Origin of the sequence: Ideonella margarita (assembly GCF_038066635.1) — a bacterium.
GTDB lineage: Bacteria > Pseudomonadota > Gammaproteobacteria > Burkholderiales > Burkholderiaceae_C > Ideonella > Ideonella margarita.
Genome location: NZ_JBBUTI010000010.1, coordinates 88,568 through 110,075, shown reverse-complemented (window position 1 = coordinate 110,075; position 21,508 = coordinate 88,568). Strand labels below are relative to the sequence as shown.

The 21,508-nt window shown below is 66.8% G+C and carries 19 protein-coding genes; 16 read left to right on the top strand and 3 right to left on the bottom strand.

The window, feature by feature from the left end; genetic code table 11:
* Positions 1 to 5: 5 nt before the first annotated feature.
* The 6 genes from motB to AACH00_RS14950 all read left to right on the top strand — a co-directional run bounded on the left by motB (position 6) and on the right by AACH00_RS14950 (position 3,885).
* On the top strand, positions 6 to 941 hold the full coding sequence (gene motB, locus AACH00_RS14975; protein ID WP_341399970.1) for a flagellar motor protein MotB: 936 nt from the start codon (positions 6 to 8) through the stop codon (positions 939 to 941).
* Between the two features lie 26 nt (positions 942 to 967).
* Positions 968 to 1,366: a chemotaxis response regulator CheY gene (cheY, locus tag AACH00_RS14970; RefSeq protein WP_341399969.1), complete on the top strand. Its 399-nt coding sequence runs from the start codon at positions 968 to 970 to the stop codon at positions 1,364 to 1,366.
* Between the two features lie 22 nt (positions 1,367 to 1,388).
* A complete protein-coding gene (locus AACH00_RS14965) occupies positions 1,389 to 2,021 on the top strand; it encodes a protein phosphatase CheZ (RefSeq protein WP_341399968.1) in 633 nt (210 codons plus the stop codon).
* A 22-nt stretch (positions 2,022 to 2,043) separates the two neighbouring features.
* Positions 2,044 to 2,403 carry a hypothetical protein gene (locus tag AACH00_RS14960; protein WP_341399967.1) on the top strand — a complete coding sequence of 120 codons (360 nt, stop codon included), beginning with the start codon at positions 2,044 to 2,046 and terminating at the stop codon, positions 2,401 to 2,403.
* 45 nt (positions 2,404 to 2,448) lie between these two features.
* Positions 2,449 to 3,036, top strand: coding sequence for a protein phosphatase CheZ (locus AACH00_RS14955; RefSeq protein WP_341399966.1), 588 nt, complete (start codon positions 2,449 to 2,451; stop codon positions 3,034 to 3,036).
* 108 nt (positions 3,037 to 3,144) lie between these two features.
* Positions 3,145 to 3,885 carry a class I SAM-dependent methyltransferase gene (locus AACH00_RS14950; RefSeq protein WP_341399965.1) on the top strand — a complete coding sequence of 247 codons (741 nt, stop codon included), beginning with the start codon at positions 3,145 to 3,147 and terminating at the stop codon, positions 3,883 to 3,885.
* Positions 3,886 to 3,927: 42 nt separating this feature from the next.
* On the opposite strand, the gene AACH00_RS14945 is transcribed toward AACH00_RS14950, so the two are convergent.
* Both AACH00_RS14945 and AACH00_RS14940 read right to left on the bottom strand, forming a co-directional pair.
* A complete protein-coding gene (locus tag AACH00_RS14945) occupies positions 3,928 to 4,563 on the bottom strand; it encodes a response regulator (protein WP_341399963.1) in 636 nt (211 codons plus the stop codon).
* Positions 4,560 to 5,702, bottom strand: coding sequence for a hybrid sensor histidine kinase/response regulator (locus AACH00_RS14940; protein ID WP_341399962.1), 1,143 nt, complete (start codon positions 5,700 to 5,702; stop codon positions 4,560 to 4,562). The genes AACH00_RS14945 and AACH00_RS14940 overlap by 4 nt, the downstream gene beginning before the upstream one ends.
* 216 nt (positions 5,703 to 5,918) lie before the next feature.
* Between AACH00_RS14940 and AACH00_RS14935 the strand changes: the two genes are divergently transcribed.
* The 10 genes from AACH00_RS14935 (at position 5,919) to AACH00_RS14890 (ending at position 18,784) form a co-directional block, all read left to right on the top strand.
* Positions 5,919 to 6,383 (top strand): hypothetical protein, encoded by a 465-nt coding sequence (locus tag AACH00_RS14935; protein WP_341399961.1) that lies wholly within the window; start codon positions 5,919 to 5,921, stop codon positions 6,381 to 6,383.
* Positions 6,384 to 6,433: 50 nt separating this feature from the next.
* Positions 6,434 to 6,796, top strand: a complete 363-nt coding sequence (locus AACH00_RS14930; RefSeq protein ID WP_225864091.1) for a response regulator — start codon at positions 6,434 to 6,436, stop codon at positions 6,794 to 6,796.
* 58 nt (positions 6,797 to 6,854) lie between these two features.
* Positions 6,855 to 9,005 carry a chemotaxis protein CheA gene (locus tag AACH00_RS14925; protein WP_341399960.1) on the top strand — a complete coding sequence of 717 codons (2,151 nt, stop codon included), beginning with the start codon at positions 6,855 to 6,857 and terminating at the stop codon, positions 9,003 to 9,005.
* A gap of 54 nt (positions 9,006 to 9,059) precedes the next feature.
* Positions 9,060 to 10,811, top strand: coding sequence for a methyl-accepting chemotaxis protein (locus AACH00_RS14920; protein WP_341399959.1), 1,752 nt, complete (start codon positions 9,060 to 9,062; stop codon positions 10,809 to 10,811).
* Between the two features lie 46 nt (positions 10,812 to 10,857).
* Positions 10,858 to 12,678, top strand: a complete 1,821-nt coding sequence (locus AACH00_RS14915) for a methyl-accepting chemotaxis protein (RefSeq protein WP_341399958.1) — start codon at positions 10,858 to 10,860, stop codon at positions 12,676 to 12,678.
* Positions 12,679 to 12,733: 55 nt separating this feature from the next.
* Positions 12,734 to 13,195: a cache domain-containing protein gene (locus AACH00_RS14910; RefSeq protein WP_341399957.1), complete on the top strand. Its 462-nt coding sequence runs from the start codon at positions 12,734 to 12,736 to the stop codon at positions 13,193 to 13,195.
* A gap of 45 nt (positions 13,196 to 13,240) precedes the next feature.
* The gene (locus tag AACH00_RS14905) at positions 13,241 to 15,031 is read left to right on the top strand and encodes a methyl-accepting chemotaxis protein (protein ID WP_341399956.1); all 1,791 of its coding nucleotides are present in this window, start codon (positions 13,241 to 13,243) and stop codon (positions 15,029 to 15,031) included.
* 36 nt (positions 15,032 to 15,067) lie between these two features.
* Positions 15,068 to 16,642 (top strand): methyl-accepting chemotaxis protein, encoded by a 1,575-nt coding sequence (locus tag AACH00_RS14900; RefSeq protein ID WP_341399955.1) that lies wholly within the window; start codon positions 15,068 to 15,070, stop codon positions 16,640 to 16,642.
* Positions 16,643 to 16,712: 70 nt separating this feature from the next.
* A complete protein-coding gene (locus tag AACH00_RS14895) occupies positions 16,713 to 18,188 on the top strand; it encodes a methyl-accepting chemotaxis protein (RefSeq protein WP_341399954.1) in 1,476 nt (491 codons plus the stop codon).
* Between the two features lie 50 nt (positions 18,189 to 18,238).
* Complete coding sequence (locus AACH00_RS14890; protein WP_341399953.1) at positions 18,239 to 18,784, top strand: chemotaxis protein CheW; 546 nt, start codon at positions 18,239 to 18,241, stop codon at positions 18,782 to 18,784.
* Between the two features lie 82 nt (positions 18,785 to 18,866).
* On the opposite strand, the gene AACH00_RS14885 is transcribed toward AACH00_RS14890, so the two are convergent.
* A complete protein-coding gene (locus AACH00_RS14885; RefSeq protein ID WP_341399952.1) occupies positions 18,867 to 21,446 on the bottom strand; it encodes an ABC transporter permease in 2,580 nt (859 codons plus the stop codon).
* Positions 21,447 to 21,508: the final 62 nt, after the last annotated feature.

The following is a 21,508-nucleotide window of genomic DNA, read 5'->3' as shown; positions in this document are numbered from 1 at the left end:
CAGACGTGGCTGGCGACGCAAAAAAGCTCCAACCGATCATCGTCAAGAAGGTCAAGAAGGGCGGCCATGGTGCCCATGGCGGCGCCTGGAAGATCGCGTATGCCGACTTCGTGACCGCCATGATGGCCTTCTTCCTGCTGATGTGGCTGCTGGGCTCGACGACCGAGGGCGACAAGAAGGGCATTGCCGACTATTTCGGCTCGCCGCTGAAGATCGCCATGCAGGGCGGCTCCGGTGCCGGTGATGCCTCCTCGGTCATCAAGGGCGGTGGTGAAGACCTCACCCGCAGCGGTGGCCAGGTCAAGCACGGCGATGTGGAGGCCCCGCCCCGCACCCTGAACCTCGCGGCCCTGAAGGCCGAGCAGCGACGAGCCGAGGCCTCGCGGCTGCAGGAGCTGAAAGGCTCGATCGAGGAGAAGCTCGGTGCGTCGGAAAAGCTCAAGGCGATGAGCTCGCAGCTGCGGCTCGACATGACCCGCGATGGCCTGCGCATCCAGATCGTCGATGACAAGAACCGACCGATGTTCGACTCGGGCAGCGCGGTGGTGAAACCCTACATGCGCGACCTGCTGCAGGCCATCGGCGAGGTGCTGGCCGAGGTGCCCAACCTGCTCACGCTGGAGGGCCACACCGACGCACAACCGTTTCCGGGGGGCGACCGCGGCTACAGCAACTGGGAGCTCTCGGCCGACCGGGCGAATGCCTCCAGGCGCGAGCTGATGCTGGGCGGCCTGGCCGAGAACCGCATGCTGCGGGTGCAGGGCCTGGCCTTCAGCCAGCCCTTCAACAAGGAAGACCCGACCCACCCCAGCAACCGGCGCATCAGCATCATCGTGATGAACCGTGAAGCCGAAGACCGTGTATTTCGCACGGCACCCGACACGATCGAGGACGTGACCGACACCCCGTCCCCCTCAACTTCCCCCACCAGCGTCCGATAACGCCTCAAGACCTTCCGAGGACAGCCATGAGCAACCCTAGTGACCTGAAATTTCTTGTCGTTGACGACTTCTCCACCATGCGACGCATCGTGCGTGGCCTGCTCAAGGAGATGGGCTGCAACAACTGCGAGGAGGCCGAAGACGGCCAAGTCGCGCTGAACATGTTGAAGGGCGCGAAGTTCGACTTCGTCGTCAGCGACATCAACATGCCCAACATGAACGGCTTCGATCTGCTCAAGGCCATCAAGGCCGACGACACGCTCAAGCACCTGCCGGTGCTGATGGTGACGGCCGAGGCCCGCAAGGAAGACATCGTGCTGGCCGCCCAGAGCGGTGCTGCCGGCTACATCGTCAAGCCGTTCACCAAGGCCACCCTGGAAGAAAAAGTCCAGAAGATTATGCAAAAGCTGTCCGCCACGGCGTGACGCGAACCAGGGAGCAATGGCCATGAAAATGGAAGACCTGTCGACCCTGACGCCGTCAGAACCGCTGATGGTGGCACCGGAAGTGTTCCAGCAACTGGGCAGCATCACGCGCCTGTTGCACGACACCATGCAGCAGCTCGGCGTGATGCCCAAGCTGCAGAACGCTGCCGACGGCCTGCCCGACGCACGCAGCCGCCTGAACTACATCGCCACCAAGACGGCCGACGCCGCCAACAAGGTGCTGAACTCTGTGGACTCGGCCAAGGCCGACCACCAGCACATCAGCAACGCCACCCGTGAGCTGGCCGCAGCCCTGGTGGCCGACCCGGTGCGCGCCGTGGCATCGGGCAAGGTGATGAACTTCGTGCAGGACGTGGAGCAGACCACCGCCCGCATCGACAACCACCTGACCGACATCATGATGGCCCAGGACTTCCACGACCTCACCGGCCAGGTGGTGGCCAAGGTGGTGACCCTGGCGAATGATCTGGAAGACAGCCTGGTGAAGCTGCTGGTGCAGGTGATTCCGCCGGAGCAGCGCGACAAGGTCGAGGCTTCCGTGCTGCAAGGCCCGGTGGTGAATGCCGAAGGTCGCACCGACGTGGTCAGCAACCAGGGCGAGGTCGACGACTTGTTGGCCAGCCTGGGTTTCTGAGGACCCCAAGGACACTGTCGCCATGCCGGTTGCAACAGACACCAACGCGGAGCTGGACTCCAGCCTGCAATGGCTGCTGCCCAACCAGCACGGTGACCCGGTGACCTGCCTGCAACGCATCCGCATGATCTGCCTGGGCAACCCCGACCTGTTCAGCACCCTGCTGACGGTGGTGGCCACCCACCAGGGCGTGCCCCGGGAGCGACTCGCTGCCGCGGTGCAACAGTTCAGGCCGGACTTGCGCAGCTTCAGTCAGGAGGACGTGGTCAGTTTGTTCAACGGTTTGTGGAATGGCGGCCGCTCAGGCTTCGATTCGGTACTGCGCACCCGCAAGAGCGGCGAACGCAAGGCCTCCGCCATGCCCTTCCTCCGTCCGGACTGACCCCGCCTTCAATGCCTTCAACCCGATCGAACCCACAGGCCCAGCATGTTTGCCGATCCGGAACCCTCCACCATTGAAGCCAAGGCTTTGCCCAGCAGTTGGGTGAAACCTGAGCTGCGTCATGTCGTGCGCGAAATGCCCGATGCCTGCGAACGGCTCGAGTACGTCGGCAAGATGACCGAAAAGGCAGCCAACCGTGTGCTGGCCCTGATCGACGATGCCAAGCCCGCCTGCGACGAAGTGCGCAGCCGTGGCCAGGAGATCGCCGAAGCCATGACGCGGCTGGCCGACTCCCCCGACTTCGACGCTGCCCGCGCCCGTGTGCTGATGCGCATGTGCGCCGAGTTCGCGACGCGCGCCGCCACCTTCGCCGACAAGCAGAACAGCGTGTTGACCGAAGTGATGATGGCCCAGGACTTCCAGGACTTGTCGGGCCAGGTCATCAACAAGGTGATGGCCATCCTGTGGCGCGCCGAGGAAGAGCTGCGTCACGTGCTGGATGACGGCGCCTTGCCCGAAGTCGCACCGGCCCAGGCCACCGGCCAGACCGAAGAGCTCAAGGGCGTGCAAGTGCCTGACCGCGCCATGCAGCAGGACGACGTCGACGACCTGCTGGCGTCGATGGGGTTCTAGCGCCGCGGTTGCGACTGCCGTCGCCAAAACCGGCAATCCGGCGTTCAGTCCGGCATCTGCCACGCTTATCAAGGCCCGCCGCGTGCGGGCCTTGTCACAATCTGCGCCATGACTTTGTTCTGGCCTCTCCCTGCCTTGCTCACCTGGGCCACCTCTTGGCTCGCCTTTCTGCTCTTGCTGGGCCTGGGGCTGCCGGGCTGGCTAGCGTTCGTGGCGGCACTGAGTTGTGCGGCCGCCGTGGCCCTGCGCGCCCGAAGCCGCGGCCAGAGCCGCTGGCGCAGCGGCGTGATCCTGGCGGGGTTTCCGCTGAGCGTGCTGCTGCTGGGCACCGCCCTGCCCGCCTGGGTGTGGCTGCTGCCACTGGCCGCGCTGCTGGCCCTGTACCCGCTGGGCAGCTGGCGCGACGCACCGCTGTTTCCCACCCCCTCCCGGGCGCTGCTGGGCCTGGCCAAGACCACGGGCCTGCCAGCAACAGCCCGCATCGCCGATGCCGGCTGCGGCCTGGGTGCCGGGCTGGTGGAATTGCATGGCGAGTTCCCCGACGGGCAACTCACGGGCTGGGAATGGAGCTGGCCCCTGACGCTGGCCTGCCGGCTGCGCTGCCGGTTTGCCCGGGTGCGGCGGGCCGACATCTGGGCGGCCGACTGGTCGACACAGGATCTGGTGTATCTGTTCCAGCGGCCGGAGAGCATGCCGCGCGCCGTGGCCAAGGCCGCCGTTGAACTTCCGCCCGGGGCCTGGCTGGTCAGTCTGGAATTTGAAGCGCCGGAGCTGCTGCCTCAGGCCACCTTGAACAACGTGGAAGGCAAGCCGGTGTGGTTGTACCGGGCACCTTTTTCGAGGCGGTGATTCAGGCAGTGATGCTGGACATCAAGCCCGCCCTGCAGCGCCTCACTCGCCCACCAGTCCGCTGCGGATGGCGTAGACGGTGAGCTCGGAGTTGTTGGCCAGGCTGAGCTTTTCCAGCACGCGGGCGCGGTAGACGCTCACCGTCTTCGGCGACAGCGTCAGCTCGGTGGCGATGTCCGACAGGCGCTTGCCCGACGCGATCATCACCAGCGTCTGCAACTCGCGGTCGGAGAGCTTCTCGTGCGGGTTCTCCACCTCGGGCGTGGTCAGGCTTTCGACCAGCATCTGCGCAATCTCGGGCGTGACGTACTTGCGGCCCTGGGCCACCGTGCGCACCGCCTGCACCAGCAGCTGCGGGTCACCGCCCTTGTTCACATAACCGAAGGCGCCGGCCCGCAAGGCGCGGATGGCGTACTGGTCTTCCGGGTACATGCTGACGACCAGCACCTTCACCGGCGAGCCTTCGTCCTTCAGCACATGCAGCACGTCCAGGCCACTGCGGCCGGGCATGTTGATGTCGAGCACCAGCACATCGGGCACCTGGGCGCGCAGCAGCGTGCGCAGCTCGCCGTAATCGGCAGCCTCGCCGATCACCTCGATGTCGGCGGCGTCGGACAGCGTGTCGCGGATGCCCCGACGGATCAGGGCGTGGTCGTCACAGATGATGACCCGAGTCATAGATTTCCCCAAGCAGAAGGATCGTGCGGCGCGTCGGCGTCATCGTCCATCGACAGGCCGGCAGCAGGATCCAAGGGAATGGAGAGTATCAGGGTCGTGCCGGTGGGCGCGCTGGAAAGGTCAACCCAGCCGCCCACGGTGGACGCGCGCTCATGCAGGCCGCGGATGCCGAAGCTGCGCGCCTTGGCCAGATCGGCATCACACAGGCCCACGCCGTTGTCACTCACCTCCAGCGAGAGCACCCCTTGCGCCAGCGAAAGATCAATGCCCACCCGCGTGGCCTGGGCGTGCTTGCTGATGTTGGTCAGCGCCTCCTGCGCGGCCCGGTAGGCCACCAGCGGCACACCGGCCGGCAGCTGCGGGCTGTCGTGGCTGGTGCGGAAGGAGCAGGCGATGCCGGTGCGGCGCTCGAAGCGGTTGGTCATCCACTGCAGCGCGGCCACCAGGCCTTGATCGAGGATGGCCGGGCGCAGGTTGTGCATGATGCGCTGGCTGGCTTCCAGGGCATGCGTCACGGTTTCGGCGGCACTTTCAATGCGCAAGCGCAGCTCGGGCGAGATGCCGGGCTGGCGGCCCATCCAGGCCAGGTCGAACTTGACGGCCGACAAGGAGCCGCCGACGTCGTCGTGAATTTCGCGGGCGATCGCCGTGCGCTCCATCTCGACGCTGGTCTGCAAGTGCTGGGCAAGCTCTGACAAGCGCTGGCGCGAGGCCGCCAGCTCGCGGTCGGCCTGTTGCCGGGCGCGCAGGCTGTCGTGGGCCTCGATGGCGTGCTGCACCGCCGGTGCCAGGCGCGCCAGGTTGCCCTTGAGCAGGTAGTCGCTGGCGCCGTCCCGCATGGCCTGCACGGCCACGTCTTCGCCAATTTCACCTGACACCAGCACGAAGGGCAGCTGCAGGCCGCCACCGCGCACGATGTCGAGGGCGCGCAGGCCAGAGAAGCCCGGCACATTGAAATCGGACACGATCAGGTCCCAGTCTTCGTCCAGCGCGGCGCGGAATTCACCTTCCGTGTCCACGCGCCGGGTGTCAATCTGCATGCCGCTGCGGCGCAGATGGGCCATCGCGAGCTCATGGTCCAGCTCCGAATCTTCAAGGTGGAGCACGCGCAGCACGCGATCGGCAGACAGGGCTTTCATGCGTTTGAGTATCGCCGAGCCGGATCCAGCCTCACAGCCCCCCTGAAACAGGAAATAGGCCCGAAATCCCGCCATGATCGGGTCAACTAAGGGCGCCTTCGTGCCGAAAAATCCCTGACAACTTCCCGCGGATCGTCCGCGATGGGTCGTATCAGGGCTGGCAGCAGTTCTGGTCGGGCCTCGGGAAGGGACAAACACTTGTGCCTTGGAGCAACGATGCCCACTACCGACGCGAATGTGCCGGACCCTGGCGGCCAGCTGCCACTGCTGATGGCGGCTGATCTGCAAGATCACCTCATGGTGGCCGGCCACGATCTGGAACGCCTCCAGCGTCTTCTGGATGACGCCAGCGAAACGCTGTCCGGCCACTTCTATGGTGCCAGCCACCAGCTCAACGAGGTGCTGAGGACAGCTGCCAGCGTGGCCGCCGCCGATGACGGCGCCATGCATGACGCCATGCAGAAACTCGCCGGGGCCATCACGGCCCTGCAGTTCCATGACATGGCGACCCAGCTGATCACCCACACCCAGAAGCGCCTTCGCAACTGCGTGGATCGCATCGCCCGTGACGCCATGGGTGACGAGGACGACGACGGCAGCGCCATCGTCGAGGAAGGCCCCGGCCGTCCGAACCCCGTTACCCAGGACGAAATGGACGCAGGGTCCATCGACCTGTTCTAAGTCCCGCCCAGTCTCAAACACCCCGCCCCCCAGATTTCCGGAGCAAAGCAATGCACTCGATCCTCGCCGTTGACGATTCGCCCTCGATGCGCCAAATGGTCGCCTTCACCCTCAAGAACGCCGGCTTCAACGTGGTTGAAGCCGTCGACGGGCAAGACGCCTGGGAGAAGGCCAACCAGCGCGACTTCAACCTGGTGCTGACCGACCAGAACATGCCCCGCATGGACGGCATCAGCCTGACCAAGAAGCTGCGCGAGAACCCCAAGTTCAAGGCCACGCCGATCCTGATCCTGACCACCGAGTCCAGCGACCAGATGAAGCAGGCCGGCCGCGCCGCAGGTGCCACCGGCTGGCTCGTCAAGCCGTTCGACCCGGCCAAGCTGATCGAAGTGATCGGCAAGGTCATCCGCTGATCCCGCTGGCGCACCGACTTTTCCGGCACCGACCGCAACGAATCAGGAGTTCACAGACATGGGCGAAACGACGCAAAACAACAGCAACGTCGGTGACGGCATCGATCTGAGCCAGTTCTACCAGGTCTTCTTTGAAGAAGCCGGCGAGAACCTTGAGCAGATGGAGCAGAAGCTCCTCGAGCTGGACATCGAAGCTGCCGACGACGAAGAGCTGAACGCCATCTTCCGTTGCGCGCACTCGGTCAAGGGCGGTGCTGCCACCTTCGGTTTCTCCGATGTGGCCGAGCTGACGCACCAGATGGAAACGCTGCTCGACAAGCTGCGCCGCCACGAACTGCAGCCCACCTCCGCGATGGTGGATGTGCTGCTGAGCGCCGGCGATGCACTGAAGAGCCTGCTGGCCCGCCACCAGGGCTCCGGCGGTGCGGCCCTCGACACCTCCGAGCTGGTGGCGCACATCCGTGCCCTGGCCGAAGGTGCACCGCCGCCCGTGCCTGCTGCGCCTGCCAGCGCCGCCGCGCCTGTGGCCAAGGCAGCTGCGCCCGCCCCGGCTCCGGCCGCGGCGCCGGCCCTGCCCGCCGGCACCCGCCTGCTGGAGCTGACGGTGGGCCCGCTGGAGCGCCCGGAGCAGGCCGACAGCCTGGCCGAGCTGTTCCAGGAAATCACCAACCTCGGCACGATCGAACCGCTGGACGCGGGCAAGTCGGCCGACGGCATGCGCCGCTTCAAGATCGTGACGGCGTCGAGCGACAACGACCTGCTCGATCTGTTCACCTTCCACGTGGCGCGCGAACAGATGAAGCTGGCGCCGCTCGGCCCGGGCTACGGCTTCCACAAGGATGCACCGGGTGCCCCGGTCGAATCAGTGGCCGAAGCCAAGGACCTGGGTTACGGCTTCTTTGAAGACGCCCCCGGCCTGCCGACCGAAGGCACCGCAGTGGCACCGGTCGTGATCGATGCGGCTCCCGAACCGGTGGCCGTCGTGGCTGCACCGGTGGCTCCGAAGGCCGCACCGAAGGTCGAGAAGGCTGCCACCCAGGGTCTGGATTCCAGCACCTTGCGCGTGTCGGTGGAAAAGGTCGACCAGCTGATCAACCTGGTCGGTGAGCTTGTCATTACCCAAGCCATGCTGGCGCAGAACAGCCGCAGCGTGGACGCCCAGATCAACCAGCAACTGCTGTCTGGCCTGGCCGATCTGGAACGCAACACCCGTGACCTGCAGGAAGCGGTCATGTCGATCCGGATGATTCCGATGTCGATGGTGTTCAACCGCTTCCCGCGGATGCTGCGCGACCTGGCTGCCAAGCTGGGCAAGCGCGTCGAGCTGGTGACCCAGGGCGAAGCGACCGAGCTGGACAAGGGCCTGGTGGAAAAGATCACCGACCCGCTGACCCACCTGGTGCGCAACTCCTGCGACCACGGCATCGAGCAGCCGTCCGATCGTCTGGCCAAGGGCAAGCCGGAACACGGCACTGTCACGCTGGTCGCATCGCACCAGGGCGGCTCCATCGTGATCGAGGTGCGTGACGACGGCCGCGGCCTGAACCGCGGCAAGCTGCTGTCGAAGGCCCGCGAACGCGGCATCGACGCGCCCGACACCATGACCGACCAGGAGGTCTACGGCCTGATCTTCGCGCCGGGCTTCTCCACCGCTGACGCCGTGACCGACGTGTCGGGCCGAGGCGTGGGCATGGACGTGGTGAAGAAGAACATCACGTCGCTGGGTGGCACGGTTGAAATCGATTCGGCCGAGGGTTACGGCATGAGCGTGCGGGTGCGCCTGCCGCTGACGCTGGCCATCATGGACGGCATGAGCATCGGCGTGGGCGACGAGGTCTACATCCTCCCGCTGTCGTCGGTGGTCGAGTCCTTCCAGATCTCGCCGGAGATGGTCAAGACCATCGGCGGCTCGGGCCGCGTGGTGGAAGTGCGCGACGAATTCATGCCGGTGATCGACCTGGAAAAGGTCTTCCAGGTGCCGCGATTCGACTTCGAGAAGTCCTCCAACATCATGGTGGTGGTCGAGGCCGAAGGTGGCCGCGTCGCCCTGCTGGTGGACGAGCTGCTCGGCCAGCAACAGGTGGTGGTGAAGAACCTCGAAGCCAACTACCGAAAGGTCAACGACGTGTCGGGCGCCACCATCATGGGCGACGGCCGCGTGGCCCTGATTCTCGACATCGGCACGCTGGTGCGCCGGTCGCGCCATTGATGCGCGCCCTCTCCCGCACGCATCGACCCACCTTTTCCTGAAGCAGTACTCCCCATGGCATTCAAAGACATTCCTGTAGGCAAGCGACTCGCCATCGGCTTCGGCTCCGTGCTGGGGCTGATGGGCCTGATGAGCGTGGCCGCCTTCATCCGGTTGCATGAGGTGGACAGCCTGAATGCAGAGGTGCAGGCGAGCGAGCATCAAGCCACGCTCGCCGACCAATGGAACGGACAGACCCAGGTCAATCTGGCCCGCGCACTGGCCATTGCCAAGTCGGGTGGCAATGCCGACCTGCAGGCCCATGTGGATCCGCTGATCAAGGAAACCAGCGCCCGCATTTCGGCCCTGCAGAAGGAGCTGGAAGCCACCCGCCTGAACGACAACGAGCGTGAACAACTGGCGGTCATCGCCACGGCTCGCAAGACTTACGTCGACATCCGCACGGTGATCTTCAAGGGCATCAAGGAACAGGACGCTACCGTGGCCGCCCGTGTGGACGCCGAGATGCTGCCTGCAGCCCAGGCCTATCTGAGCGCCATGGACAAGCTGTCAACGATCCTGGACGAGGAAGCCGCCACGCTGGCCGCCAAGGGACACGCCATGCTGGAGCTGACGCGCAAGCTGCTGGTGGCCAGTGCTGCCCTGGCCATCGCGCTGGGTGCCTTCATCGCCTGGTCACTGACCCGCTCGATCACGGTGCCGATGCGCCGCGTGATCGACACCGCCCAGCACATCGCCGAAGGTGATTTGTCGACCGAGGTGCGGGTGAGCCGCGATGACGAAATCGGCCAGCTGCAGCGCGCCATGCTGAAGATGCGCGACAACCTGCACGGCATGGTGTCGGGCATCCGCTCATCAACTGACGGCATCACCACCGCCAGCAGCGAGATCGCGATCGGCTCGCAGGACCTGAGCGCACGCACCGAACAGACCGCATCGAACCTGCAGGAGGCTGCCTCGTCGATGGAGCAGCTCACCGGCACGGTGCGCCAGACCGCCGACTCGGCCCGCACCGCCAACCAGCTCGCTGCCACCGCTGCCGAGGCTGCCCGCAAGGGTGGCGACGTGGTGGGTGAGGTGGTGAGCAACATGGAAGGCATCGCCACCGCCAGCCGCAAGATCGCCGACATCATCGGCGTGATCGACGGCATCGCCTTCCAGACGAACATCCTGGCGCTGAACGCCGCGGTGGAAGCCGCCCGCGCCGGCGAACAAGGTCGCGGCTTTGCCGTGGTGGCCGCCGAAGTGCGCAGCCTGGCCCAGCGCAGCGCCTCGGCTGCCCGTGAAATCAAGACCCTGATCGGCGCCAGCGTCGAGCAGGTGGAGTCGGGCTCGCGCCTGGTGGAAACAGCCGGTCAGTCGATGACCGACATCGTGGGCAGCGTGCAGCGCGTCTCCGACATCATCGGCGAGATCTCGGCCGCAGCCGCCGAGCAGAGCGACGGCATCGCGCAGGTGAATGGCGCTGTCACGCAGCTCGACCAGATGACGCAGCAGAACGCCGCGCTGGTGGAAGAAAGTGCAGCCGCCGCAGAAAGCCTGAAGGACCAGGCCCAGCGCCTGGCGCAGGTGGTGAGCCGCTTCGAGCTGGGCAGCGGCCCGGCCGGCAGCCCGGTCAGCCCATCGCCTGCACGGAGCACTCACACGCCCGGCAAGGTGTCGGCCCCCGCCTTGGCCAAGCCCGCAACGCCCAAGCCTGCCGCCAGCCCGCGCCCGGTTGCCGCCGCCAGGCCGGCCCCTGCCCCGGCACCTCGTCCGGCCGTGGCGGAAACCGCCGGCAGCGATGCCGACTGGGAAACCTTCTGATTCCAACAAGGGCGGACCCACCGTCACGCCGCAGGGAGCACCTTTCATGAGCTTCACGATGAAGTCGATGCGTCAATTCTCGATCAGGCTGCGCATGCAGGGCGCCATCCTGATGGTGCTCGGTCTGTTCGGCCTGGTGGGCCTGACCGCCGTATTCGGCGGCCGGCACATGCAGGAGCTGAACGAGAACTTCATGTCGCACTCGATCAAGGAGATCCACAACGTCGGGGCCATCCGTGAAGGTCTGGGCGAGGTACGACGCCACGAGAAGGACATGGTCATCAACTACGAGGACGGCGTGGCCGTGCTCAAGCACCGCGAAAGCTGGAACGCCGCGATCGGACGCACCGAGGCGGCGCTGAGCGGCCTGCTCGAAGGCGAGGAAGACGAAGACAACCCGATCGCCCGCGACTCGCTCAAGGCCCTGGCTGCCTACAAGACCGACACCGAGAAGGTGCTGGTCAGCATCCAGGACGGCGCCTATGACAACGCCCGCGGCGCCGACAAGATGCTGCAGCGCGCCAAGGAGCATGTGCACACGGTGGAAGCCAATGTCGGCAAGATCGCCGAGATCGTGGACAACGAAGCCGCCGAAACCCAGGCCGCGTTCAACGCCCAGATGAGGCAGACCGGCTTTGCCTTCGTGGCTGTGCTGGGTCTGGTGATGATGGTGGTGATTCCGCTGACGCTGCTGAACTCGCGCTCCATCACCGCGCCGATCGAGCAGGCCCGTGCCGTGGCCCTGGCGATCGCCGAGGGCGACCTGACCCACAAGATCACCGTCGAAGGCAAGGACGAAACCGCCGAGCTGCTCAATGCGCTGGCCAGCATGCAAGGCTCACTGGCTGGCCTGGTGGGCGAAGTGCGCCGCGCCTCCGAAAGCATCCATGTGGCCTCGAACGAAGTGGCCTCGGGCAACCAGGACCTGAGCAGCCGCACTGAGCAGGCCGCCAGCAGCCTGGAAGAAACCGCCAGCTCGATGGAAGAGTTGACCGGCACGGTGCGCGAAAGCGCCCATTCGGCCCAGCAGGCCTCAGGCCTGGCCACGTCCGCCTCCGATGTCGCTCGCCGTGGTGGCGAGGTGGTGGCGCAGGTGGTCACCACGATGGACCAGATCAACCATGCCTCGCGCAAGATCGGCGACATCATCAGCGTGATCGACGGCATCGCCTTCCAGACCAACATCCTGGCGCTGAACGCTGCCGTTGAAGCCGCCCGCGCCGGTGAGCAAGGCCGCGGCTTTGCCGTGGTGGCCGGCGAGGTGCGCAGCCTGGCAGGCCGGTCAGCCGAAGCTGCCCGCGAAATCAAGACCCTGATCAATGCCTCGGTCGAGCGCGTCGACAACGGCACGCGCCTGGTGCAGGACGCCGGCCAGACGATGAACGAGATCGTGGACTCGGTGCAGCGTGTGACCGACATCGTCGGCGCCATCACCGTGTCGGCCTCGGAGCAGAGCACCGGCATCGGCCAGGTCAACAGCGCCGTGAACCACCTCGACCAGATGACGCAGCAGAACGCCGCGCTGGTGGAGCAGAGCGCCGCTGCGGCAGAAAGCCTGAAGGACCAGGCACAGCGCCTGAACGCGCTGGTGGCTCGCTTCCGTCTGGATGACCGTGCACCGGTGGCCAGCGCCGCCCCCGCACACACCCCGGCAGCGGCAGGTTTTGCATCGACCGCGCCAGCAAGCAAGGCGCCCGCAACGGCGCCCGCGCCCGCCAAGACCGCCCCCTTGGCCTCTGCCAGCCCGAAGGCACCAGCGGCCTCCCCGGCTCCGCGCCCACCCGCCTCCGTGCCCACCCTGACCAACGTGGCCAGCGCCAAACCGGCGGTGGCTGCCCACAGTGACGACGACTGGGAAACCTTCTGATCGTCTGCCTGCCTCTGTTGACCGTCGACACCCCCTTTTCGACCAGGAGTTCCCCATGCGCTCAATGATCCGACTGACCCTCCTGACCAGCTGCCTGCTGGCCGCCAGCCCTGCCCTGATGGCTGCCGCCGGTGGTGCCACCGAAGCGGACGCCACGGGCATGGTGAAAAAGGGCGTGGCCTTCATCAAGGCCAATGGCAAGGACAAGGGCTACGCCGAAATCACCAGCAAGACGGGCCAGTTCCGCCACGAAGACCTGTACCTCGTGGTGTACGGCCTGGACGGCGTGGTGCATGCCCACGGTGCCAACGAGAAGATGGTGGGCAAGAACCTGATCGACCTGAAGGACGTGGACGGCAAGGCCTTCGTGCGCGAGCGCGTGGACATGGCCAAGACCAAGGCCTCGTTCTGGCAAGACTACAAGTTCACCAACCCGGAGAACAAGAAGGTCGAGCCCAAGGCCATGTACTGCGAGAAGCTGGACGACACGGTCGTCTGCGGCGGCATCTACAAGTAAGCCCCGCCGCACCGCGCACACCCACCAGATCTCCAGGAGTTCTCGATGAAGCTCTCGACCAAGTTGCTGCTGCCACCGGTGGCCATTGCCTTGGTGGCCCTCAGCGGCGGGGGCATCAACATGGCCTTCATGGACCGCGAAGCCAGCCAGACGGCGGAGACGCACGGTGCTGACATCGACCAGCTGCGCACCATCACCAGCGTGCAGGCCCAGATGGGCCAGATGCATGCCTTCGTCTACCGCACCATCACGCTGGTGGGCTCGATGGATGATGCGGCGATCAAGGCCGCTCGCGCCGACCTGGCCAAGCAAGGCGAAGGCATCCAGCGCGTGGTGGCGGGTGTCATCGACGGCGGTGAGCACGGCGATGCGATGAAGCAGAAGGCCGGCGAGCTCGGCCAGCACCTGAAGACCTACATCAAGAACGCGGACGAGGCGCTGGACCTGTCCTCGGTCGACCCGAATACCGGCGTGGCGGCCATGCAGGGCGCCAACGCCGCCTTCAACACCGCCGGCCTGACGCTGAACGGCCTGGTGGACAACATCGAGACGGCCTCGCGCGCCTCCAGCGCCGAGTCGGCCCGCCGCAATCACCAGACCGGCATCGTGCTGGGCCTGGTGAGCCTGCTGATGACCGCCGTGGCCGTGGCCGTGGCGGCCATGCTGCAGCGCAAGATGATGACCGACCTGCGAGCCGCCACCGATGTGGCCGCCGAAGTGGCGAAGGGCAATCTGGCGGTGACGGTGCAGCAGGACCGCGACGACGAGATCGGCGCGCTGCAACGCTCCATCGCCCACATGGTGACGCAGCTGGGCGACTCGCTCGGCACCGTGCGCCAGGTGGCCCGCACCATCGGTGACGCCGGCAATGAAATCGCCAGCGGCAACCAGGACCTGAGCAGCCGCACCGAGCAGGCCGCCAGCAGCCTGCAGCAAACCGCCAGCTCGATGGAAGAGCTGACCGCCACCGTGCGCCTCAGCGCCCAAGCCGCCACCGAAGCCAACACCCTGGCCCGCACGGCCTCGGAAGTGGCCCAGCGCGGCGGTGCCGCGGTCGGCCAGGTGGTGACGACGATGGACGAGATCAACCTCGCCTCGCGCCGCATCAGCGACATCATCAGCGTGATTGATGGCATCGCTTTCCAGACCAACATCCTCGCCCTGAACGCCGCGGTGGAAGCCGCGCGTGCGGGTGAGCAGGGCCGCGGTTTCGCCGTGGTGGCCGGTGAAGTGCGCAGCCTGGCAGGCCGCTCGGCCGCCGCTGCCCGCGAGATCAAGACCCTCATCAACGTGTCGGTTGAAAAGGTCGACAACGGCGCCCGCCAGGTGAGCGAAGCCGGCGCCACGATGAACGAGATCGTCAGCTCGGTCGAGCGTGTGACCCACATCATCAACGAGATCACCGTCTCGGCGAACGAGCAGAGCCAGGGCATCGGCCAGGTCAACAGCGCCGTCGGGCACCTCGACCAGATGACGCAGCAGAACGCCGCGCTGGTGGAACAGAGTGCCGCCGCAGCTGAAAGCCTGAAGGACCAGGCCCAGCGCCTGGGCGAGGTGGTAAGCCGTTTCCGTTTTGGCGATGACGCTGCCCCGGCCCCTTCGGCCAGCCCGCGCAAGGCGGCATCGGCTGCGGCCCACCGGCCGGTGTCATCCGCATCTGCGTCATCGTCCGGCAGCAGCGCACCGGTTGCACCGCCCAGGCCCGTGGCACTGCGCCAGCTCGCCAGCCAGCAATCTGCCAAGGCCGCGAGTGCACCCGCGTCCAGGCCCACCCCTTCACCCGCCCCCTCTCCCGTGACCTCTGCGGCCGCTGACGCCGACTGGGAAACGTTCTGATCGGCCCTTCTCAAAGCAGTATTCAGGCCTCACACCATGAACTCTTTCCTGCGCAATTTCAGTATCCGGCAGCGCCTGCTGGGCAGCATGCTGGTACTCAGCATCCTGGTCATCGCGCTCGGCGTGTGGGCGGCTGTCGCCTTCAAATCGAGCCAGGCCCGCAGTGAAGCCTTGCTGGCCAAGCAGACCGCCCTGTCGGCCGAAAGCAGCGAGCTGAGCAGCGCGCTGGAGCGCGTGCAGCGGCTGGAGCAGTCAGTGCTGCTGACCGCCAACAACGCGGTGGAAGCCGGCGACCACCTAACCGCCTGGACCAAGGAAACCACCAAGCTGCGCGCCCTGCTGCAAGCCAACCTGAGCGAAGAAGTGCGTCAGGGCGTGATGGCCGAAGGCATGGCCGGCTTCGACACCTACGCCAAGGAAGTGGCCCCCGTGCTGCAACAGGTGGTGGACGCCAAGATGGACGCCAGCGCCGGCTTTGCCTATGCCAGCCGCAACTGGCCCGAGATTGAGAAGACCCGTGCCGGCTTCGCCACCTGGCTGGGCAACACCCGCGAGACCATGGCCGCCGAGCAGGCCGAGGCCAAGAGCCAGGAAGCCGCCCAGTCGCTGTTCCGGCTGATCGCGGTGTCGACCATGCTGATCGCCTTTTCCGCGCTGAACTGGGCCATCGTCAAATCGATCGCCCGGCCGCTGGACGATGCCAGCGCCGCTGCCGGCCGCATCGCCAAGGGTGATCTGTCAGAAGCCGTGCCGAACACCGGGCGTGACGAGGTGTCGCGCTTCGTCGACCGGCTGAATGACATGCAGAACGCGCTGCGGGAAGTGGTGAGCCAGGTGCGCAACAGCGCCGACAGCATCCGCACCGCCAGCGACGAGGTGGCCACCGGCAACCTCGACCTGAGCCAGCGCACCGAACACACGGCCAGCAACCTGCAGCAAACCGCCGCCTCGATGGAAGAGCTGACGGGCACCGTGCGCCACAGCGCCGACTCGGCTGCCCAGGCCAGCCAGATGGCCGCCTCGGCCACGGCCGTGGCCCAGCGTGGTGGGCAGGCGGTGACGCAGGTGGTGCAGACGATGGACGCCATCAATTCCGCCTCACGCAAGATTGCCGACATCACCGGCGTGATTGACGGCATTGCCTTCCAGACCAACATCCTGGCCCTGAACGCCGCCGTTGAAGCCGCCCGCGCCGGCGAGCAAGGCCGCGGCTTTGCCGTGGTGGCCGGCGAGGTGCGCACCCTGGCGCAACGCTCGGCCGAAGCCGCCCGCGAAATCAAGAGCCTGATCGGCGCCAGCGTCGAGCAGGTGGAGAGCGGCACCCGGCAGGTGGCCGAAGCCGGCACCACGATGAGCGACATCGTCAGCTCGGTGCGCCGGGTGGACGACATCATCCAGGAAATCTCCACCGCCACCACCGAGCAGAGCAAGGGCATCAACGAAGTGGGCGTGGCCGTGAGCCAGCTCGACCAGATGACGCAGCAGAACGCCGCGCTGGTGGAGGAGTCCGCCGCGGCTGCCGAGAGCCTGAAGCTGCAGGCGCGCCAGCTGGCGGAGGTGGTGGCCACCTTCCGGCTGTCAGCCCATGACGCTCCGCTGCTGACCCACTGACGCGCCGACCCTGGCTGGCACTCGCCCCCCTGAAACCACGAAGACTGCACTGCAGCCGGAGACACACCCCATGAACCTCAGACTCGCCGGTCGGCTCTGGACGCCGACCCTGATCCTGATCACGATGATGGCCGTGATGGCCGGCGCTGCCGCCGTGCGCACCAAGGGCCTGATCGAGGTGGCCGGAGCTGCGCAGCGTGACCAGCAAACCCGCCTGGCCGTGGCCTACCAGTGGCAAGGCCAGCTGGAAGCCCAGGCTCTGCGCCTGGCCGCCAACCCGGACCATCCGGAGCTGGCCCAGGGCGCCGCCGGCATGAAGGAGCTGCATGAGCGCATGGGCAAGCTGGTGGATTCCAGCGAAGAGCGCCAGCTGCTGGCCCAGCTGGCCGATCCGCTGAAGACCGCCGCCGCCGTGGCCGCACAGCGCACCGCCGTGACCGCGCTGGTGAAGAATGAAGAAGCCAAGGCCGCCCAGCTGCATGAAAAGACCAGCGCCGAGCGCATGCGCACGGTGTGGGGCGTGTCGGGCGTGATGGGCATCGTGGCCATCGTGCTGGCCATCATCGCCTCGTTCCAGGTGCGCACCATCTGCCGCCCGCTGGGTGAATTGGCCGAAGCGGCGCGCCGTGTGGGCGAAGGCGACTTGACCGTGGCACTGGACACCAACCGCCCCGACGAGATCGGCGACGTGATGCGCTCGGTGGTCACCATGCGCGACGGCCTGCGACAGATCGTTGGCCAGGTGCAGGAATCGGTGGATTCGATCCATGTGGCCAGCCGTGAAGTCTCGGCCGGCAACCTCGACCTGAGCCAGCGCACCGAACGTGCCGCCAGCAATCTGCAGCGGACGGCTTCGGGCATGCAGGAGCTGTCGGGCACGATGCACCACAGCGCCAGCTCGGCCGTGCAGGCTGATCAGCTCGCCAGCAGCGCCTCCAGCGTGGCACAGCGCGGCGGTGATGCGATGTCGCAGGTGATGTCGACGATGGACGCCATCAACGCCAGCTCCCGAAAGATCAGCGACATCATCGGCGTCATCGACGGCATTGCTTTCCAGACCAACATCCTGGCCCTGAACGCCGCCGTGGAAGCGGCCCGCGCCGGTGAGCAAGGCCGCGGCTTTGCCGTGGTGGCGGGTGAGGTGCGCACGCTGGCCGGCCGCTCGGCCGAGGCCGCGCGCGAGATCAAGACCCTGATCAATGCCTCCGTCGAGAAGGTGGACAGCGGTGCCCGCCAGGTGGCGGATGCCAGCACCACGATGACGGAAATCGTGCAATCGGTGCAGCGCGTGTCGCAGATGATCCGCGAGATCACGGCCGACACGGCCAGCCAGAGCCAGGGCATCGGCGACCTGCATGACGCAGTGAACGAGCTCGACCAGATGACGCAGCAGAACGCCGCGCTGGTGGAGCAGAGCGCCGCCGCCGCCGAGAGCCTGAATGACCAGGCCGCGCGACTGAATGGCGTGGTGAGCACCTTCCGCTTGCACAGCAGCCATCGACAAACTGAAACCGACCGCTCAAGCCCCCTGGCTTTGAGCCGATAACCCGTTCAACCCGGCACGATATTGCCCACCTTCACCCTCAGGAAACCGCCATGGACATGATGACCGAAGCCAGCCAAGTGGCCCGCCACGAAGCCGAACGCGCCATGCAGGGCGCCAAGAAGCGCGCCGCTGCCGCTGCCACCAGCCACGGTGAATTTCTGACCTTCCGCCTCGGCGGCGAGGAATACGGCATCGACATCCTGCGCGTGCAGGAAATCCGCTCCTACGAGCAGCCGACCCGCATCGCAAATTCGCCCGACTTTCTCAAGGGCGTGGTGAATCTGCGCGGCGTGATCGTGCCGATCATCGACCTGCGGGTGAAGCTGAACTGCGACACCGCCGAATTCAACGACTTCACCGTCGTCATCGTGCTGAACATCAAGGGCCGGGTGGTGGGCGCCGTGGTGGACGCGGTGTCGGACGTGCTGGAGCTGAACAGCGACACCGTCAAGCCGGCCCCGGCGATGAACGCCCAGGTCGACATGTCGTTCATCACCGGCATTGCCAACGTGGGTGAGCGCATGCTGATCCTGATGGACATCCAGGCCCTGATGAGCGCCTCCGACATGGGCCTGATCGACAGCGCCCAAAGCTGATACCAGTCGCCCCCAAACAAAAAGCCGCAGGCGTGATGCCTGCGGCTTTTTGCTTTTGGGGTGTTGCCCCGGGCTGTCCGGCTTACTGCGACGCCTGCCGCAGCGTCACCATCACCGGGCGGCGCAGCACGTCACGCAGGCTCCACCAGCCCGCCCCCAGCGCCAGCAATGCGCCGGCCAGCGTGCCCGCCACGGGCACCCACCAGGCGGCGGTCCAGCTGAACTCAAACACGAAGCGCGCCAGCGCCCAGCCCACGGCCATCGCCGCGCTGGTGGCCAGAAAGCCGGCCAGTGCGCCCACGCCCAGCAACTCGGCCTGCTGCACGCGTGAGAGCAGGCGGCTGCCTGCACCGCAGGCGCGCATCACGGCGTAGTCACGCGCCCGGGTGTCGCGGGTGGCGCTGACGGCCGCAAACAGCACCGCCAGGCCCGCCGCCACCGTGAAGGCGAACAGCGTTTCAACCGCCTTCACCACCTGGTCGAGGATGCCCTGCACCTGCGCCAGCGAGGCCGACACATCCACGTTCGTGATGTTCGGGAATTTCGCGGTGAGCCGGTTGTCGAAGCCCGCATCACCCACCGGTGCGCGGTAGGCCGCGAGGAAGGTGGCGGGCAGCGTGGGCATCTCAGCCACCGGGTACAGCACGAAGAAGTTGGCCCGCATCGAGCCCCAGTCCACCTTGCGGATGCTGGTGATGCGCGTGGTGTGGATCTGCCCGCCGATGTCAAACGCCAGCTCGTCTCCCAGCGCCACGCCGAGGTTCGTGGCCAGGCCCTGCTCGATGCTCAGGCCCTGCGCATCACCGCTGCCCCACTCGCCCGCCACCAGCCTGTTGTGGGCCGGCATCTCGGCGCTGTGGCTGAGGTTGAGTTCGCGGTCGATGCTGCGGCGCGCGCCTTCGTTGTCGGCATAACGCGGCCCCACGGCCTCGCCGTTGATGGTGATGAGCCGGCCGCGGATCATCGGGAACCAGTCGTAGCCATCGGCCACCCCGGCCGATGCCAGCGTGGCGCGGAAGTCTGCTGCCTGGTCGGGCTGCACATTGATGACAAAGCGGTTCGGTGCGTCCGGCGGTGTGGCCTGGCGCCAGCTGCTGATGAGGTCGGTACGCAGCAGCACCAGCAGCGCGAGCGCCATCAGGCCCACCGCCAGCGACGACACCTGCAGCACCGCAAACGCCGGGCGGGCCGCCACCTGCCGCGTGGCCAGCACCAGCCAGTTCGGCACCCGGCTCTCGGGCATCCAGCGACCCAGGCCCATCACCACCAGCGCGGCCAGCGCGGCAAAAACGGCAATGGCCGCAGCAAAACCGCCGACCGAGATCAAGCCCATCGTCAGGTCTTGCGCCACCGTCAGCAGCAGCGCCGCGAAGGCCACGCCACCCATCAGCCACACGCCCAAGGAAGCCGCGCGCACCTGGCCCAAGTCACGGCGAATGACGCGCAGCGGTGGCACGCGGGCCAGCTGCAACACCGGCGGCAGGCCAAAGCCCAGCAGCAGCGTCAGGCCGGTGGCCAGGCCGTACAGCGCAGGCTTCAAGCCGGGGGCCGGCAGCGAGGCGGGCACAAACGCGCCCAGCAGCTCGATGAACACGGTGTGCAGCGCCAGGCCGCCCAGCACGCCGCCCACGCTGGCCAGCAGCCCGAGCAGCAGGAATTCCAGCAGGAAGACCGTGGCGATGCGGCGCTGTGACAGGCCCAGCACCCGCAACATGGCGCAGTCGTCCAGGTGGCGCTGGGCGAAATCGCGCGCGGCAATCGCCACGGCCACAGCCGCCAGCAAGGCCGCCAGCAGCGCCACCAGGTTCAGGAATTTCTGCGCGCGGTCCAGCGTCTGGCGCATTTCGGGGCGGCCGGCTTCCAGCGATTCCACGCGCATGCCGCGGTGGTCATCGGTGCGGATGGCGGCGCGGGCCCACTCGGTCAGCGGCTTGACGCCAGCCTCACGGCCGATCGGCGCGGCCACGGCCAGGCGGTAACTCACGCGGCTGGCCGGTTGCACCAGGCCGGTGGCGGCGAGGTCGGCCTCGTTCAGCATCACGCGGGGGGCGAAGCTGAGAAAGCCGGCGCCGCGGTCGGGCTCGATCACGATGAGGCGGGCCACGCGCAGGCGGGCATCGCCCAGCAGCAGCTCGTCGCCCATGCGCAGGCTCAGGGCGTCCAGCAGCGCCACGTCAACAAACACCTCGCCACGCGCCGGGCGCAGCGCCACGGCTTCGTCGGGGCCGGTGGGGGCCGAGCGCAGCGTCAGCTGCCCGCGCAAGGGGTAACTGGCACCCACTGATTTCACGGCCACCAGCTTGGCGGCGCCGCCGCGCTCATCGGGCGCCCGCGCCATGCTGGGGAAGGACGCCGTCAGGCTGGTCTGCATGCCGGCCGTCTGGGCCTGCTGGATGAACACCTCGGGCACCGGGTGGTCGCTCTGCACCACCAGGTCACCACCCAGCAGCTGGGCCGCGTCGCGCGTCAAGCCGCCTTGCAGCCGGTCGGCAAAAAAGCCCACCGCGGTCAGTGCGGTGACGGCCAGCACGATGGCCACCAGCACCAGGCGCAATTCGCCGGCCCGGAAATCGAGCCAGGTCTGGGAGGCCGCCAGCCGCCAAACCGACCAGGGTTGCAGGGGGGCGGCGGCAGGAACTGGGGGATGTGAAGCAGAAGCCATGTCTGCAACGCTACACGCTTTCGGATACACGGCGCAGACGGCGGTGAATGCTGCATGCAAGA